Here is a 16,440-nt window from a genome sequence, read left to right on the forward strand (position 1 = left end):
GACATCGGCCGCGCCACCCTGTATCCTTTTCAAAAATAAAGGGAACATCTGTGCGCATTCTACTGGTGGAGGACAATATCGCGCTGGCCGACGGGCTTTCGGCCATTCTGCGCGGCACCGGCCATGCCGTCGATGTCGTGCATGACGGCGCTTCCGCCAATGCCGTGACGGCAGCCGAGAATTTCGATCTAGTCGTGCTCGACCTGAACCTGCCGGAAATGGATGGCCTCGAGGTGCTGCGCGCCATGCGGGCCCGGCAGAACCAGTCGGCGGTGCTGATCCTGACGGCGCGCGGCACGCCGGAGGAGCGCGTCAAGGGCCTCGATCTCGGCGCCGACGATTATCTCATCAAGCCCTTCGATATCGCCGAATTCGAGGCGCGCGTCCGCGTCCTCCTGCGCCGCCAGGCCGGGCTGCATTCGGCAACGGTCAGTTTCGGTGGCCTGTCGCTCGATCTTAACTCGCGCGCCTTTTTTTCAGGCTCGACGCCGCTCGACATCCCCGCCCGCGAACTCGGCCTGCTCGAAATCCTCTTCATGCGCGCCGGCAAGGTCGTCGCCAAGGAAGCAATCATCCAGTCGCTGACGGCCTTCGACGACGACATTTCGGCCAATGCCATCGAGCAGTACGTCAGCCGCCTCAGAAAACGCCTGTTGCCACACGGCCTGACGGTGAAGACCGCGCGCGGTATCGGCTACTATCTCGACAAGCTGCCCGAGGCCTCATGACGACGGCCTATTCGCTCCGACGAAGGCTGCTGTTCTGGCTGCTGATCTCGACCGCCATCATCGGCATGGTCGCGCTCGCGGACACTTATCGCGAGGCCGTGCAGACCTCCAACATCGTCTCGGACCGCGTGCTGGCAGGCTCGGCGCTCGCCATCGCCGAACGCGTCGTCGTTGCCGAAGACGGCACGCTTGAGGTCGATATTCCCTATGTAGCGCTGGAGATGCTGACCTCGGCGGCACAGGATCGGGTCTTCTATCGCGTCGACGGGCCGCCGGGAAAATTCATCACCGGCTACCAGGCATTGCCCGTGCTTGCCGAAACCGTGGGCGACACCGCCGCCTTTGCCGACGACACCTTTCGCGGCGAGCCGATCCGGGTGGCGACGCTCAAACGCTCTGCCTCGACGGGCATCCGCTCCGTCCCCTTCGCCGTGACCGTCGCGGAGACGACGATTGCCCGCCGCCAGCTGGCTCGCGCCATCCTTTTCCGTTCAGCGCTCCGCCTCTCATTCATGATCGCGGGCGCCGCCGTCATCGTCTGGATCTCGGTCACGGTTGCGCTGCGTCCGCTCTACAAGCTTCGTGACGCGATCGGCGAGCGCAGCCCGGATGATCTCCACCCGATCGAACAGTCCGTACCGAGCGAAGTGCAGCCACTCGTCGATACCGTCAACGGCTTCATGGTGCGCCTGCAATCGGCTCTCGATGCGCTCAGGAACTTCACCGGCAACGCCAGCCACCAGCTGCGCACGCCGCTCGCGATCATCCGCACCCAGCTTGCCCTCTCGGCCAGAGCAGGCACCTTGGTGGAAGCCCAGGGCTCGGCCCTGAAGGGCGACCAGGCCGTCGCCCATGCCGAGCGTATTCTTGCCCAACTGCTCCTCATGGCGAAGATCGATGCGGCAACGGCAAAAGAAGCGCTGACCGCCTCTTCGATCGACCTGACGGCCATTGCCCAGGAGATAACAGGCGAACTTATCCCAACGGCCGCCGAGGCAGGCATCGACCTCGGCTTCGAAGGCGACCGCCCCGCCCTTATCCGCGCCGAACCGCTGCTGATCGGCGAACTGCTGCGCAACCTTGCAGGAAACGCCATCGCCTATGCTGGCAACGGTGCCGAGGTGACCGTTCGAATATCCGAAACCGACGATGCCGTGCGCCTCGAAGTCGAGGACAACGGTCCCGGCATCCCGGCGGAGAAGCTGGCCGCCGTCAGGCGGCGCTTTTCGCGCGGCAGCGACTCGGGCGCGCCGGGCGCCGGACTCGGCCTGCCGATCGTCGAGGAGATCGCCGGCCTCTTCAACGCAGCGCTGACCTTGGAGCCGGGCATAACAGGCAGAGGCCTCAAGGCCTCCGTCACGTTTGCAAAGGCGACGTAAAGGCTTAGCCGGCTCGGCCTTTCCGCCTTGCATTCTTTCGCTGCATTGCACACACTGTTTTCCGGGAACAGCAATGCCGCGCAACGTCGCGGCGCCGGATAAGGCGAAATATGTCGATCAAGGCCAGCATCTATCACCTGACGCATTACAAATACGACAAGCCGGTCCGCCTCGGACCCCAGATCATCCGCCTCAAGCCCGCGTCGCATTCCAAGACGCGGGTGATCAGCCATTCGCTGAAGGTCTCGCCGGCGAACCATTTCGTAAACCTGCAGCAGGATCCCTACGGCAATTATCTGGCCCGCTACGTCTTTCCCGACCCGGTCACCGAGTTCAAGATCGAGGTCGACCTCGTCGCCGACATGACGGTCTACAATCCCTTCGATTTCTTCGTCGAGGAGAGCGCCGAAATGTGGCCCTTCTCCTATCCCGAGGACATCAGCGACGACCTGAAGATCTACATGCAGCCGCAGCCGCTGGAGCCGGCGCTGGCGACCTATCTCTCAGGCATCGACCGCACACCGATGCGCACGACCGATTTCATCGTCGGCCTCAATGCGAAGCTCAAGGGCGACATCGAGTATGTCATCCGCATGGAGCCCGGCGTGCAGTCGCCGGAGGAGACGCTGAAGCTTGCGCTCGGCTCCTGTCGCGACACCAGCTGGCTCCTGGTCGAGATTCTGCGCAACCTCGGCTTCGCCGCCCGCTTCGTGTCAGGCTATCTCATCCAGCTGACGCCGGACCTCAAGGCGCTCGACGGCCCCTCCGGCACCGAGGTCGATTTCACCGACCTGCATGCCTGGGCGGAGGTCTATATTCCCGGCGCCGGCTGGATCGGCCTCGACCCGACCTCGGGCCTCCTGACCGGCGAGAGCCATATCCCGCTGGCCGCCACCCCGCACTATCGCAACGCCGCCCCCATCTCCGGCGCGCTCTACGGCCACGCCAACACCGAATTCGCCTTCGACATGAAGGTCGCGCGCGTCGCCGAGCATCCGCGCATCACCAAGCCTTTCTCAGACGACAGCTGGGACGAACTCAACGCGCTCGGCCGCAAGGTCGACGAGATCTTGCAAGCCGAAGACGTCCGCCTCACCATGGGTGGCGAGCCGACCTTCGTCTCGATCGACGATTTCGAATCCGAGGAATGGAACACCGCCGCTGTCGGCCCGACCAAGCGCGAAAAGGCCGATATCCTGATCCGAAAGCTGCGCGAGCGCTTCGCCCCCGGCGGCTTCCTGCATTACGGCCAGGGCAAGTGGTATCCGGGCGAAAGCCTGCCGCGCTGGACCTTCTCGCTCTATTGGCGCAAGGACGGCAAGCCGATCTGGCGCAACCCGGATCTCTTCGCCGGCGAAGGCAAGGACACCGGCGTCGTTGCCGACGATGCCGGCAATCTTTTGAGCGCCATCGCGAGGGAGTTGGCGATCGACACCGACATGGTGCTTCCGGCCTATGAGGATCCGGCCGAATGGATCATCAAGGAAGGCAGCCTCCCTGATAATGTCGACCCTTCGAATTCCAAGCTGAAGGACCCCGAGGAGCGCAGCCGCATCGCCCGCGTCTTCGAGCGCGGCCTGACCACGCCAACAGGCTACATCCTCCCCGTCCAGGCCTGGAACGCCAAGGCATCCGGCCAGCGCTGGATGAGCGAGCGCTGGAAAACCCGACGTGGCAAGATCTTCCTTGTGCCCGGCGACAGCCCCGTCGGCTACCGCCTACCGCTCGGCACCCTGCCCTACGTCCCTCCGGCCCGCTTCCCCTATATCCACCCGGCCGATCCCTCGATCCCGCGCACCTCCCTGCCCGAAGTCTTCGTCCCCGCTGGCCGCGCCATGCCCGAGGCGTCGCGCCACAGCGAGGAGGCCGGCCAGAGCCGCGTCGAGCAGACCATCGGTGAGATCGGCGGCGCCGTACGCACCGCGATTTCCGTAGAGCCGCGCGATGGCAGGCTCTGCGTCTTCATGCCCCCGGTCGAGCGTATCGAGGATTATCTCGAGCTGATCGCGGCTGCCGAAAACGCCGCCGCCGAGCTCGGCCTGCCCGTCCATATCGAGGGCTATTCGCCGCCGCAGGACGAGCGCATCAACGTCATCCGCGTCGCCCCCGATCCCGGCGTCATCGAGGTCAACATCCACCCGGCCTCCAACTGGCAGGACTGCGTCGCGATCACCACTGTTGTCTACGAGGAGGCGCGCCAGACCCGGCTCGGTGCCGACAAGTTCATGATCGACGGCCGCCACACCGGCACCGGCGGCGGCAACCATGTGGTAGTCGGCGGCGCCAATCCCGGCGACAGCCCCTTCCTGCGCCGACCGGACCTGCTGAAGAGCCTGGTGCTGCACTGGCAGCGCCATCCCTCGCTCTCCTACATGTTCTCCGGCATGTTCATCGGCCCGACCAGCCAGGCGCCGCGCATCGACGAGGCCCGCCACGACAGCCTCTACGAGCTGGAAACCGCGCTCGCCCAGATCCCTGCCCCCGGCAAGGGCCCTACGCCTCTCCCGTGGATCACCGACCGCCTGTTCCGCAACCTCCTGATCGACGTGACCGGCAACACCCATCGCGCCGAGATCTGCATCGACAAGCTGTTTTCGCCCGATGGCCCCACGGGCCGCCTCGGCCTCGTCGAGTTCCGCGGCTTCGAGATGCCGCCGAACGCCCGCATGTCGCTGGCGCAGCAGCTTCTAGTGCGTGCGCTCATCGCCCGCTTCTGGCAGAACCCTGCCGATGGCCGCTTCGTGCGCTGGGGCACCACGCTGCACGACCGCTTCATGCTGCCGCATTTCGTCTGGGCCGATTTCCAGGACGTGCTCGCCGACCTCAAGCAGAACGGCTTCGACCTCAGCCCCGAATGGTTCAAGGCCCAGCTCGAATTCCGCTTCCCCTTCTGCGGCGAGGTCGAATACGAGGGCGCCAAGCTGGAGCTGCGCCAGGCGCTGGAGCCGTGGAACGTCATGGGCGAGGAAGGCGCGATCGGCGGCACCGTGCGCTATGTCGACAGTTCCGTCGAGCGCCTGCAGGTGCGGCTGGAGACCGGCAATGCGCAGCGCTACGCCGTCACCTGCAACGGTCGCACCGTGCCGCTGACGCCGACCGGCACGTCAGGCGTCTCGGTCGCCGGCGTCCGCTTCAAGGCCTGGCAGCCGGCGTCGGGATTGCACCCGCTTTTGCCGGTCAACACGCCGCTCACCTTCGACATTTATGATACATGGTCGAAGCGTTCGATCGGCGGCTGCATCTATCATGTTGCCCATCCGGGCGGGCGAAACTATGACACCTTCCCGGTCAATGGTAACGAAGCTGAAGCAAGGCGTCTGGCGCGATTCGAGCCGTGGGGGCATACGGCGGGCGGCTATATTCCGCCGGTCGAGAACGCCTCGCCGGAGTTCCCGCTGACGCTGGATCTGAGGCGGCCAGCGGGCATCTAGACTTTAGGGCGACATGGGCAAGAAACCGACGGCAGAACTGAGGGAAGAGCCCGCGATCCGTACCGGAAACGATGCGGTATCAGACTATGCCCCGCTGCCCGGCGTCGCCGATGAAATGGTCGATACCGACGGCGCCATCCGGCCCGTCTGGCAACGCTTCTTCGCGCATTTGAGCGGCATGCCCGAGAAGGATCTGACCGAGCGCTTCGCCCGCGCCGATCGCTATCTCCGCGATGCCGGCGTGTTCTACCGCGCCTATGGCAGCACGGGCAGCGCTGAGCGCTCCTGGCCGCTGTCGCATGTGCCTGTCCTCATCGATGCGCGCGAATGGGAAGCGGTGTCGGCTGGCCTCGTGCAGCGCGCCGATCTGCTCGAGGCGATCGTTGCCGATATCTACGGTGAGAACCGGCTGGTCGCGGATGGCGTCCTGCCGCCGGCGCTGATCGCCGCCAATCCCGAGTACCAGCGGCCGCTCGTCGGCGTGACCCCTGCCGGCGGACACTACCTGCATTTCTGCGCTTTCGAGATCGGCCGCGGTCCTGACGGAAACTGGTGGGTTCTGGCCGACCGCACCCAGGCGCCATCGGGGGCCGGCTTTGCCCTCGAAAACCGCGTTGCCACGACCCGCGCCTTCTCCGACATCTACGCGGAAACCTCGGTCCACCGGCTGGCCTCCTTCTTCGGCGCCTTCCGCGATGCGCTGCAGGGCATGAAGCACAGCGGCGACGACCGCATCGCCGTCCTGACCCCCGGCCCCGCCAACGAGACCTATTACGAACACGCCTATATCGCTCGCTATCTCGGCTTCATGCTGCTCGAAGGCGAGGACCTGACCGTCGTCAACGGCAAGGTGATGGTGCGCACCGTATCAGGCCTGAAGCCGATCACCGTGCTCTGGCGTCGCCTCGATTCTGCCTATGCCGATCCGCTCGAATTGAACCAGAATTCGCATATCGGCACGCCCGGCCTCGTCGAGGCATTGCGCGCGGAAAGCGTGACGATCGTCAACGCGCTCGGCAGCGGCATCATCGAGACACGCGCGCTTCTCGCCTTCATGCCGACCATCTGTCGCCGCCTGTTCGGCGAGGAACTGAAACTCCCGTCGATCGCGACCTGGTGGTGCGGCCAGAAGGGCGAGCGCGAGCACGTGGCCGAAAACATCGAGAAGATGGTGATCGGCCCAGCCTATTCGCGTGCACCCTTCTTCGACGACAGCGGCGAATCCGTGCTTGGCTCCAGCCTGCGCGCCACCGCCAAGGATTCGATCGGCGACTGGCTGAACTCCGACGGCGCAAAGCTCGTCGGCCAGGAGGTCGTAACGCTGTCGACAACACCGGCCTGGATCGGCGGCAAGCTGACGCCGCGGCCGATGTCACTGCGTGTCTTTGCGGCCCGCACCGCCAATGGCTGGCAGATCATGCCCGGCGGCTTTGCCCGCATTGGCGGCAGCGACGATGTATCAGCGATCGCCATGCAGTCGGGTGGCGCGGCCGCCGACGTCTGGATCGTCAGCGACAAGCCGGTCGAGCGCCATACGCTGCTGCCGGCCGAGGGCAGCTTCACCCGCAACATGCCGGGCAGCCTGCCGAGCCGCGCCGCCGACAACCTCTTCTGGCTCGGGCGCTACATCGAGCGCGCCGAAGGGGCGCTGCGCATCCTGCGCGCCTGGCACGCCCGCTTCGCCGAAGCTGCCGATCCGAACCAGCCACTCCTAGCCGACGTGTCAGCCTATCTGGCGGCCGTCGACATCGACACGGAAGATGCCGTCCCGGAAAATCTCCTGCGCAACATCGACAGCGCCGTCTATTCCGCCAGCAACATCCGCGACCGCTTCTCACCGGACGGCTGGCTGGCGCTGACCGATCTGGCCAAGACCGCGCGGCGCTTCCACGAGACCATCCTGCCCGGCGACGACGCCAGCCATGCCATGACCGTGCTCTTGCGTAAGCTCGCCGGTTTCGCGGGCCTTGTGCACGAAAACATGTATCGCTTCACCGGCTGGCGCTTTCTCTCGCTTGGTCGCCATATCGAACGTGGCCTGCACATGACGCGCCTGCTCGGCCACATGTCGGGCCCGGACGCCCCTGACGGCGCGCTCGACATGCTGCTCGAGATCGGTGACAGCGTCATGACCCATCGCCGCCGATACAACGTTAACACCGCGCGCCTGACGGTCACCGATCTCTTGGCGCTCGATCCGCTCAATCCGCGCTCGATCCTCTTCCAGATGAACGAGATCCACCGCGAGGTGGAGCAATTGCCGAACGCCCTAGTCAACGGCCAGATGTCACCCTTCTATCGCGAGGCGATGCGGCTGCATTCCGGCCTTGCCGTGATGACGCCGGAGACGATGAGCGTCGATGTCTATCGTCGCTTGGAGCGCGAGCTGGAACAGCTGTCCGACCTTCTTGCCCACACATATCTCGGGTGACCCTGGTGCTCTACGATCTCTCGCTGCACATGGGTTACATCTACGACACGCCGGCGTCTGGCGCGCGTCACATCATGCGGCTGATGCCGCTGTCGCTGCCAAACCGACAGCGGCTGATCGCCGGCTCGATTAAGGTCTCGCCGACACCCGACGAGCAAGCGCATTTCACCGATTTTTTCGAGCATCCGGCAACCTCCTTCCTAGTGAGGGCACCACACGAAAAGCTCGACATTCGCATGCACGCCCGTGTGCAGGTGGAGAGCCATTCGATCACGGCTGATTTTTCTCCCCTGCTTGCGGAGCTTCCGGATGAGGTCGCAGGGGTCTGGTCGTTGAAACCCGACGCGCCGCACCACTTCCTCGGCAACAGCCCGCGCCTGTTTGAAACCCGCGCCATCTCGGACTATGCGAAGGCCCGTGCAGAGCCGTCATTGACCGTGCTGCAGATCGCCACCGCGCTCTGCACGCAGATCTATCGCGACTTCACCTACGATGCCGAGGCGACGACGGTAGACAGCACTCCGCTCGAAGCCTTCCAGTTGAAAAGCGGCGTCTGCCAGGACTTCGTCCACGTCATGATCCTTGCGCTGCGCAGCCTCGGCATTCCGGCAGGCTATGTCTCCGGCTTCCTGCGCACCATCCCCCCGCCCGGCAAGGAACGGCTGGAGGGCGCCGACGCCATGCACGCCTGGGTCAGGGTCTGGTGCGGCGAAACGATCGGCTGGGTCGAACTCGACCCGACCAACAACATTCCGGCCGGCACCGACCACATCGTCGTTGCCTATGGCCGCGACTATTCGGACGTGGCCCCGGTCATTGGCGTGCTGAAGAGCTACGGTGGGCAGCGCGCCGTGCAGGCGGTGGATGTCGTTCCGCTGAGTTGACACACGCCATAAGCGCACACGTTGACTCGAAAGATCGCTCAGAAAGCGCATTTTACCCAAGCGGCGCGCAAGAAAGCGACATTCCGTTAAAATCTTAACGACTTGATAAAGGTGAACTCAAGAATTGCCAGGCATGAATGAGGCATTATTGGGGCACTAACTCAGGTGAACATGATGAGCACCTTTCAAGGACTGAAGTCGAGCCTGTCTCGGCTACAGAAAGATCGCAGTGGCAACTTCGGAATGGTGACCGCCATCGTCGTGCCGGTTCTGATCGGGACCGCCGGCGTCGCAATCGACTTTTCCAACATGGTCCTGCAGCAGCGCCAGCTTCAGGAGGCTTCCGATGCGGCCGCGCTTGCGGCGGCCACGGCGCTTGCAAAAGGTACGGTCGCTGATGGCACCGCGGCCGAAGCGTTGGCGAAAGATTTCGTCGTCGGTCAGATGGCGAACTATATGAGTAGTACCGATGCTGCCTCCCTGAAAAACTCAACAACGGCTTCTGTCACGACGACCACCACGGCTACCAGCAAAAGCTATAAGGTCAAGGTCGACGCTGCTTATGCGATGAGCTTGACTCCGTTGATGAATGTGCTCGGCAAGAAAACGGTCAACATCGCGACCTCCAGCTCAACGAGCAGCGGCACGAGCGAAGTGAAGAGTGCTCTGTCTATGACGCTTGCTCTCGACGAGTCAGGTTCGATGAAGGCTGACACGACGACCAAGCTGAACAACAACAAGTGCGACCACTACAACACCAGTGGCAGCAGCATTGGCAACTATAGCCCCTGCTACGTCAAGAAAATCGACGCCCTGAAGACAGCCGCGAATCTGCTTCTGGATCAGTTGGATAAGGCCGATCCAACCTCGAAGTATGCCCGCACCAACGCGATTGGCTGGAGCAGCAAAGTACAAGTATCAAGCAAGTTTGCCTGGGGCACTTCTCAAACGAGAAGCAGCGTAATCAACGTCTTGTCGGCGGGTGGCGGCACGGAATCGGCTGCGCCTATGAAAGCGGCGCTTGACGGGCTGACAACCACCGGCTCCACGTCAGAAACGCAGATTCAACAACAAGCCGGCAACCAAAAACTGACGAAATACATAGTATTAATGACTGACGGTGAAAATAACGACCCGGCGTCCGATACAAAAACCCTGCAATACTGCACGGACGCAAAGCAAAAGGGCATCAAGATCTACTCGGTAGCCTTCATGGCGCCCACCGCCGGAAAGAACCTCCTCCTCAGTTGCGCGAGCGGTGCCGGCTACTACTTCCAGGCGGAAAGCATGACCGACCTGCTGGGAGCGTTTACGGCGATCGGCTCGGAAGCTGCCTCGGACAAGGTGCTGGTCACCCAATAGACGGCAAGCTATCCCCCTCAAACGAAAAGCCGCTCCGGAACAACCGGAGCGGCTTTTCGTTTGACCGCAAAATCGCGCCTATCAAAATCGGAAAACCGATTGAAATCAAGTTCTTTCCGCTGCCGGGCGGCGCGCTTGGCCAATTTTTTCGTTTGGGTAATTCCTTTGTTGCAACTGCGTAGTAACGATGCATAAACTGCGTCTTTAGTGCGCGGTAAACCGATTGAAATTGGCATAACGTACTGAAACCGAACCGAAATTGGCGAGGACTAACGATGAATACCGTTTCGAAGCCGACGATCCCCTCCCCCGCGCCCCGCAGTTCCAAACCGGAAATTCTCGCCGAAGAAATCATTGAACGCCTGACCTACCGCATCGGCAAGGACGCGAAGGTCGCCAAGCCGCATGACTGGCTGACCGCCACCATTCTCGTCATCCGCGACCGCATCATCGACAAGTGGATGGAATCGACCCGCAAGGTCTATTCGACCGGCGACAAGCGCGTTTACTACCTATCCCTCGAATTCCTGATCGGCCGCCTGATGCGCGATGCGGTCTCGAACCTCGGCCTGATGGAGCAGGTTCGCGATGCACTGACCTCGCTCGGTGTCGATGTTTCCGTCATTGCCGGCCTCGAGCCCGACGCCGCGCTCGGCAACGGCGGCCTTGGCCGTCTCGCCGCCTGTTTCATGGAAAGCATGGCGACCGTCGATGTGCCGGCCTATGGCTACGGCATCCGTTACGTGCACGGCCTCTTCCGCCAGCAGCTTGCCGACGGCTGGCAGGTAGAGTTGCCGGAAAGCTGGTTGGCGCACGGCAACCCCTGGGAATTCGAGCGCCGGGAAAGCGCCTACGAAATCGGCTTCGGCGGCACGGTCGATGTCGTCAACAACCCCGAGGGCGAGCCGCGGTATGTCTGGAAACCGGCCGAGCGCGTCATCGCCGCCGCCTTTGACACCCCCGTCGTTGGCTGGCGCGGCAAGCGGGTCAACACGCTGCGCCTCTGGTCGGCCCAGCCGATCGACCCGATCTTGCTGGATGCCTTCAACGCCGGTGACCACATCGGCGCGCTGCGCGAAAGCAACAAGGCCGAAAGCCTGACGCGCGTTCTCTACCCGGCTGATGCGACACCCGCCGGCCAGGAGCTGCGTCTGCGCCAGGAGTTCTTCTTCTCCTCCGCATCGCTGCAGGACATTTTGCGCCGTCACCTGCAGCAGTACGATGATTTCACCTCGCTGCCGGACAAGGTGGCGATCCACCTAAACGATACGCATCCCGCCGTCTCGGTTGCCGAACTGATGCGCCTGCTATGCGATGTTCACGGCCTCGACTTCGACCAGGCCTGGGATATCACCCGGGGCACGATTGGATACACCAACCACACGCTCCTACCAGAAGCCTTGGAAAGCTGGCCAATCCCGCTCTTCGAGCGCCTGCTGCCACGCCACATGCAGATCATCTACGCGATCAACGCGAAGGTCCTCGTCGAAGCGCGCAAGACCAAGACATTTTCGGAGACGGAAATCCGCTCGATTTCCCTAATCGAGGAAAGTGGCGAGCGCCGCGTCCGCATGGGCAATCTCGCCTTCGTCGGCGCCCATTCGATCAATGGCGTTTCGGCGCTCCACACCGATCTGATGAAGGTCACGGTGTTTGCCGATCTGCACAAGCTCTATCCTGACCGCATCAACAACAAGACGAACGGCATCACACCGCGCCGCTGGTTGCAGCAGTGCAATCCCGGCCTGACCTCGCTGATCCGCGAAACGATCGGCGACGACTTTCTCGACGACGCCGAGAAGCTGAAGCCACTCGACAAGTTCGCGAAGGATGCAAGCTTCCAGGAGAAGTTTGCGGCCGTGAAGCGCGCCAACAAGGTGGCCTTGTCGAACCTCGTCGCCAGCCGCATGGGCATCAAACTCGATCCGTCGGCGATGTTCGATATCCAGATCAAGCGCATCCACGAATACAAGCGCCAGCTCCTGAACATCATCGAGGCCGTCGCGCTTTATGACCAGATCCGCTCGCACCCCGAGCTGGACTGGGTTCCGCGCGTCAAGCTTTTCGCCGGCAAGGCAGCGCCGAGCTACCACAACGCCAAGCTGATCATCAAACTGATCAATGACGTGGCCCGCACAATCAACAATGACCCGGCCGTCCGCGGCCTGCTGAAAGTGGTCTTCGTCCCGAACTACAACGTCTCGCTCGCCGAGGTGATGGTGCCCGCCGCCGACCTTTCCGAGCAGATCTCGACCGCTGGCATGGAAGCCTCCGGTACCGGCAACATGAAGTTTGGCCTCAACGGCGCTCTGACGATCGGCACGCTCGATGGCGCCAACGTCGAAATGCGCGATCATGTCGGAGAGGACAACATCATCATCTTCGGCCTGCGTGCCGACGAGGTCGCCGCCGCCCGTGCCGATGGCCACAATCCCCGCGCCATCATCGAGGCGTCGCGCGAGCTATCGCAGGCGCTCCAAGCCATCAGCTCCGGCGTGTTCTCGCATGACGATCGAAACCGATACTCCGCGTTGATCGAAGGCATCTATGCCCATGACTGGTTCATGGTGGCCGCCGATTTCGATGCTTACGCCCAAGCCCAGCGCGAAGTCGACCAACTCTGGACCGATCAGTCCACGTGGAGTTCGAAGGCGATCTGCAACACGGCCCGAATGGGCTGGTTCTCGTCCGACCGCACGATCCGTCAATACGCCAAGGAAATCTGGAGAGCCGGATGAAAACGCCGAAAGCCACCCCTGAAGTCAGACTTCCCTGGGAGATTTCGGCAGACGAGATAGCGGCAATCCTCGCAGGGTCGCATTCCAATCCATTCGCAGTTCTGGGCGTCCACAAATCAGGCGACGCCTATGTGGCCCGCTGCTTCATTCCGGGTGCCGAAGAGGTGACTGCGATGACGCTCGACGGCAGTGTCATTGGCGAACTGAAGCTACAACATCCTGACGGCTTTTTTGCCGGTGCGGTCTCGGTGACGAAGCAGCGACCGGTGCGCTATCGGGCGCGGCGCGGCGATGCCGAATGGGCGGTCACCGATCCATACAGCTTCGGGCCGGTCCTCGGACCGATGGATGACTATTATGCGCGCGAGGGCTCGGATCTGCGCCTCTTCGACAAGATGGGCGCGCATTGGATCAACCATGAAGGCGCACAGGGTGTCCATTTCGCCGTCTGGGCGCCGAACGCCCAGCGCGTCTCAGTGGTCGGTGATTTCAACGGCTGGGACGGCCGACGTCATGTCATGCGGTTCCGCTCCGGCGCCGGCATCTGGGAGATCTTTGCGCCCGATGTCCCCACCGGTGTTGCCTACAAGTTCGAAATCCGCGGCCAGGACGGCGTCCTTCTGCCGCTAAAGGCCGATCCGTTCGCACGGCGCAGCGAGTTGCGCCCGAAGACCGCCTCGGTCGCGGCCCCTGAACTGCTGCAGGAATGGGACGACGAGGCGCACCTGAAGCACTGGGGGACGACCGACAAGCGCCGTCAGCCGATCTCGATCTACGAGGTGCATGCGGGCTCCTGGCAGCGGCGCGACGACGGTTCGTTCCTCTCCTGGGACGAACTTGCCTCTCGCCTGATTCCCTACTGCGTCGACATGGGGTTCACCCACATCGAGTTCCTGCCAATCACCGAACATCCCTACGATCCATCCTGGGGATACCAGACGACGGGGCTCTATGCGCCGACCGCCCGCTTCGGCGAGCCAGAGGGTTTCGCCCGCTTCGTCAACGGCTGCCACAAGGTCGGTATCGGCATCATCCTCGATTGGGTACCCGCCCATTTCCCGACCGACGAACACGGTCTCGGCTGGTTCGACGGCACGGCGCTCTACGAACACGAGGACCCGCGCAAGGGCTTTCATCCCGACTGGAACACGGCGATCTACAATTTCGGCCGCACCGAGGTCGTCTCCTACCTCGTCAACAATGCGCTCTACTGGGCGGAAAAGTTCCATCTCGACGGGCTGCGCGTCGATGCCGTGGCCTCGATGCTCTACCTCGATTATTCCCGCAAGCATGGCGAATGGATACCGAACGAGTACGGCGGCAATGAAAATCTGGAGGCGGTGCGCTTCCTGCAGAACATGAATACCCGCATCTACGCCGAACATCCTGGTGTCATGACCATCGCCGAGGAATCGACCTCCTGGCCGAAGGTCTCGCAGCCGGTACACGAAGGCGGCCTCGGCTTCGGCTTCAAGTGGAACATGGGCTTCATGCACGACACGCTGAGCTACATGAGCCGCGAGCCGATCCATCGCAAACATCACCACAACGAGCTGACCTTCGGCCTGCTTTATGCGTACTCCGAAAACTTCGTGCTGCCGCTCTCACACGACGAGGTGGTGCACGGAAAGGGCTCGCTGATCGCCAAGATGCCCGGCGACGACTGGCAGAAGTTCGCCAATCTGCGGGCCTACTACGCCTTCATGTGGGGCTATCCGGGCAAGAAGCTGCTGTTCATGGGCCAGGAATTCGCGCAGTGGAGCGAATGGAACGAAGCGACGTCTCTCGATTGGAACCTGCTGCAATACCGCATGCACGAAGGCATGCGGCGGCTGGTACGTGACCTCAACTTCACCTACCGCAGCAAGCCGGCACTGCACGCCCGCGATTGCGAGGGTGACGGCTTCGAGTGGCTGATCGCCGACGATCACGAGAATTCGGTCTTTGCCTGGCTGCGCAAGGCACCGGGCGAGAAGCCGGTTGCCGTCATCTGCAATCTGACACCGGTTTATCGCGAAAACTATACGGTGCGCCTGCCGATCGAGGGGCGGTGGCGCGAAATCCTGAATACCGATGCCGACATCTACGGCGGCAGCGGCAAGGGTAACGGCGGCCGCGTCCAGGCAGTCAATGCCGGCGGCAGCATCGCCGCATCGATCACCTTGCCGCCTCTGGCGACGATCATGCTTGAACCTGAGAACTGACGACTGGTGGGAGGATAAAAATGGTAGAAAAACGCGTTCAGCCACTTGCCCGCGACGCAATGGCCTATGTTCTCGCTGGCGGCAGGGGGAGCCGCCTGAAGGAACTCACCGATCGCCGCGCCAAGCCGGCGGTCTACTTCGGCGGCAAGACCCGCATCATCGACTTCGCGCTGTCGAACGCCTTGAACTCGGGTATCCGACGCATCGGCGTCGCCACCCAGTACAAGGCGCACTCACTGATCCGACACATGCAGCGCGGCTGGAACTTCTTCCGCCCCGAGCGAAACGAAAGCTTCGACATTCTGCCGGCCTCCCAGCGCGTCTCCGAGACGCAATGGTATGAAGGTACAGCCGATGCCGTCTACCAGAACATCGACATCATCGAGGACTACGGCGTCGAATACATGGTCATTCTCGCCGGCGACCATGTCTACAAGATGGACTATGAATACATGCTGCAACAGCATGTGGATTCCGGTGCCGATGTGACTATCGGCTGCCTGGAGGTGCCGCGCATGGAAGCCGTCGGCTTCGGCGTCATGCATGTCGACACAACCGACCGGATCATCGACTTCGTCGAAAAGCCCGCGGATCCGCCCGGCATCCCCGGCAATCCGGATTTTGCCCTTGCCTCGATGGGCATCTACGTCTTTCACACCAAGTTCCTGATCGATGCACTGCGCCGCGACGCAGCCGACCCGAACTCCAGCAAGGACTTCGGCAAGGACATCATCCCCCACATCGTCAAGAACGGTAAGGCCGTCGCCCATCGCTTCGCGCAGTCCTGCGTGCGCTCCGATTTTGAGCACGAGCCCTACTGGCGCGACGTCGGCACGATCGACGCCTACTGGCAGGCCAACATCGACCTGACCGCAGTGGTTCCGGAACTGGATATTTACGACAAGTCCTGGCCGATCTGGACCTACGCCGAGATCTCACCGCCGGCCAAGTTTGTGCACGACGACGAAAGCCGCCGTGGCTCGGCGACGTCATCGGTCGTCGCCGGCGACTGCATCATCTCCGGCGCGACCCTTCACAGAAGTCTGCTTTTCACCGGTGTGCGCGCCAACTCGTATTCCAAGCTGGACGGCGCGGTCGTACTGCCGAGCGTCAAAATCGGACGGCACGCGCAACTCAGCAACGTCGTGATCGATCACGGCGTTATCATACCGGAAGGTCTGATCGTCGGCGAGGATCCGGTCCTCGACGCCAAGCGCTTCCGCCGCAGCGAGGGTGGCATTTGCCTCATTACGCAGCCGATGATCGACAAGCTGGGTATGTGA

The 16,440-nt window shown here is 62.6% G+C and carries 9 protein-coding genes; all 9 read left to right on the forward strand.

Annotated features, from left to right (window positions below; genetic code table 11):
• The first annotated feature begins 50 nt into the window (after window positions 1-50).
• The 9 genes from FHT77_RS15340 (at window position 51) to glgC (ending at window position 16,440) form a co-directional block, all read left to right on the forward strand.
• The gene (locus FHT77_RS15340) at window positions 51-728 is read left to right on the forward strand and encodes a response regulator transcription factor (protein ID WP_183755823.1); all 678 of its coding nucleotides are present in this window, start codon (window positions 51-53) and stop codon (window positions 726-728) included.
• A complete protein-coding gene (locus tag FHT77_RS15345) occupies window positions 725-2,107 on the forward strand; it encodes a sensor histidine kinase (RefSeq protein ID WP_183755824.1) in 1,383 nt (460 codons plus the stop codon). Before FHT77_RS15340 ends, FHT77_RS15345 begins: the two co-directional genes overlap by 4 nt.
• 110 nt (window positions 2,108-2,217) lie before the next feature.
• Complete coding sequence (locus tag FHT77_RS15350; protein WP_183755825.1) at window positions 2,218-5,538, forward strand: DUF2126 domain-containing protein; 3,321 nt, start codon at window positions 2,218-2,220, stop codon at window positions 5,536-5,538.
• A gap of 13 nt (window positions 5,539-5,551) precedes the next feature.
• Entirely contained in the window at window positions 5,552-7,969 is a 2,418-nt protein-coding gene (locus FHT77_RS15355; protein ID WP_183755826.1) for a circularly permuted type 2 ATP-grasp protein, read from the forward strand.
• Complete coding sequence (locus FHT77_RS15360) at window positions 7,966-8,853, forward strand: transglutaminase domain-containing protein (RefSeq protein WP_183755827.1); 888 nt, start codon at window positions 7,966-7,968, stop codon at window positions 8,851-8,853. Before FHT77_RS15355 ends, FHT77_RS15360 begins: the two co-directional genes overlap by 4 nt.
• A gap of 174 nt (window positions 8,854-9,027) precedes the next feature.
• The gene (locus tag FHT77_RS15365) at window positions 9,028-10,215 is read left to right on the forward strand and encodes a vWA domain-containing protein (protein ID WP_409527458.1); all 1,188 of its coding nucleotides are present in this window, start codon (window positions 9,028-9,030) and stop codon (window positions 10,213-10,215) included.
• Between the two features lie 275 nt (window positions 10,216-10,490).
• Window positions 10,491-12,953, forward strand: coding sequence for a glycogen/starch/alpha-glucan phosphorylase (locus FHT77_RS15370; RefSeq protein WP_183755829.1), 2,463 nt, complete (start codon window positions 10,491-10,493; stop codon window positions 12,951-12,953).
• Window positions 12,950-15,157 carry a 1,4-alpha-glucan branching protein GlgB gene (gene glgB / locus FHT77_RS15375; protein ID WP_183755830.1) on the forward strand — a complete coding sequence of 736 codons (2,208 nt, stop codon included), beginning with the start codon at window positions 12,950-12,952 and terminating at the stop codon, window positions 15,155-15,157. Before FHT77_RS15370 ends, glgB begins: the two co-directional genes overlap by 4 nt.
• Before the next feature lie 20 nt (window positions 15,158-15,177).
• A complete protein-coding gene (glgC, locus tag FHT77_RS15380) occupies window positions 15,178-16,440 on the forward strand; it encodes a glucose-1-phosphate adenylyltransferase (protein WP_016557061.1) in 1,263 nt (420 codons plus the stop codon).

This window comes from Rhizobium sp. BK181 (assembly GCF_014193305.1).
Taxonomy (GTDB): domain Bacteria; phylum Pseudomonadota; class Alphaproteobacteria; order Rhizobiales; family Rhizobiaceae; genus Rhizobium.

Coding starts and splice junctions, on each gene's coding strand:
- FHT77_RS15365 (WP_409527458.1), top strand. CDS start 9,028: ATGAGCACCTTTCAAGGACTGAAGTCGAGCCTGTCTCGGCTACAGAAA.
- FHT77_RS15370 (WP_183755829.1), top strand. CDS start 10,491: ATGAATACCGTTTCGAAGCCGACGATCCCCTCCCCCGCGCCCCGCAGT.
- glgC (WP_016557061.1), top strand. CDS start 15,178: ATGGTAGAAAAACGCGTTCAGCCACTTGCCCGCGACGCAATGGCCTAT.
- FHT77_RS15345 (WP_183755824.1), top strand. CDS start 725: ATGACGACGGCCTATTCGCTCCGACGAAGGCTGCTGTTCTGGCTGCTG.
- FHT77_RS15355 (WP_183755826.1), top strand. CDS start 5,552: ATGGGCAAGAAACCGACGGCAGAACTGAGGGAAGAGCCCGCGATCCGT.
- glgB (WP_183755830.1), top strand. CDS start 12,950: ATGAAAACGCCGAAAGCCACCCCTGAAGTCAGACTTCCCTGGGAGATT.
- FHT77_RS15350 (WP_183755825.1), top strand. CDS start 2,218: ATGTCGATCAAGGCCAGCATCTATCACCTGACGCATTACAAATACGAC.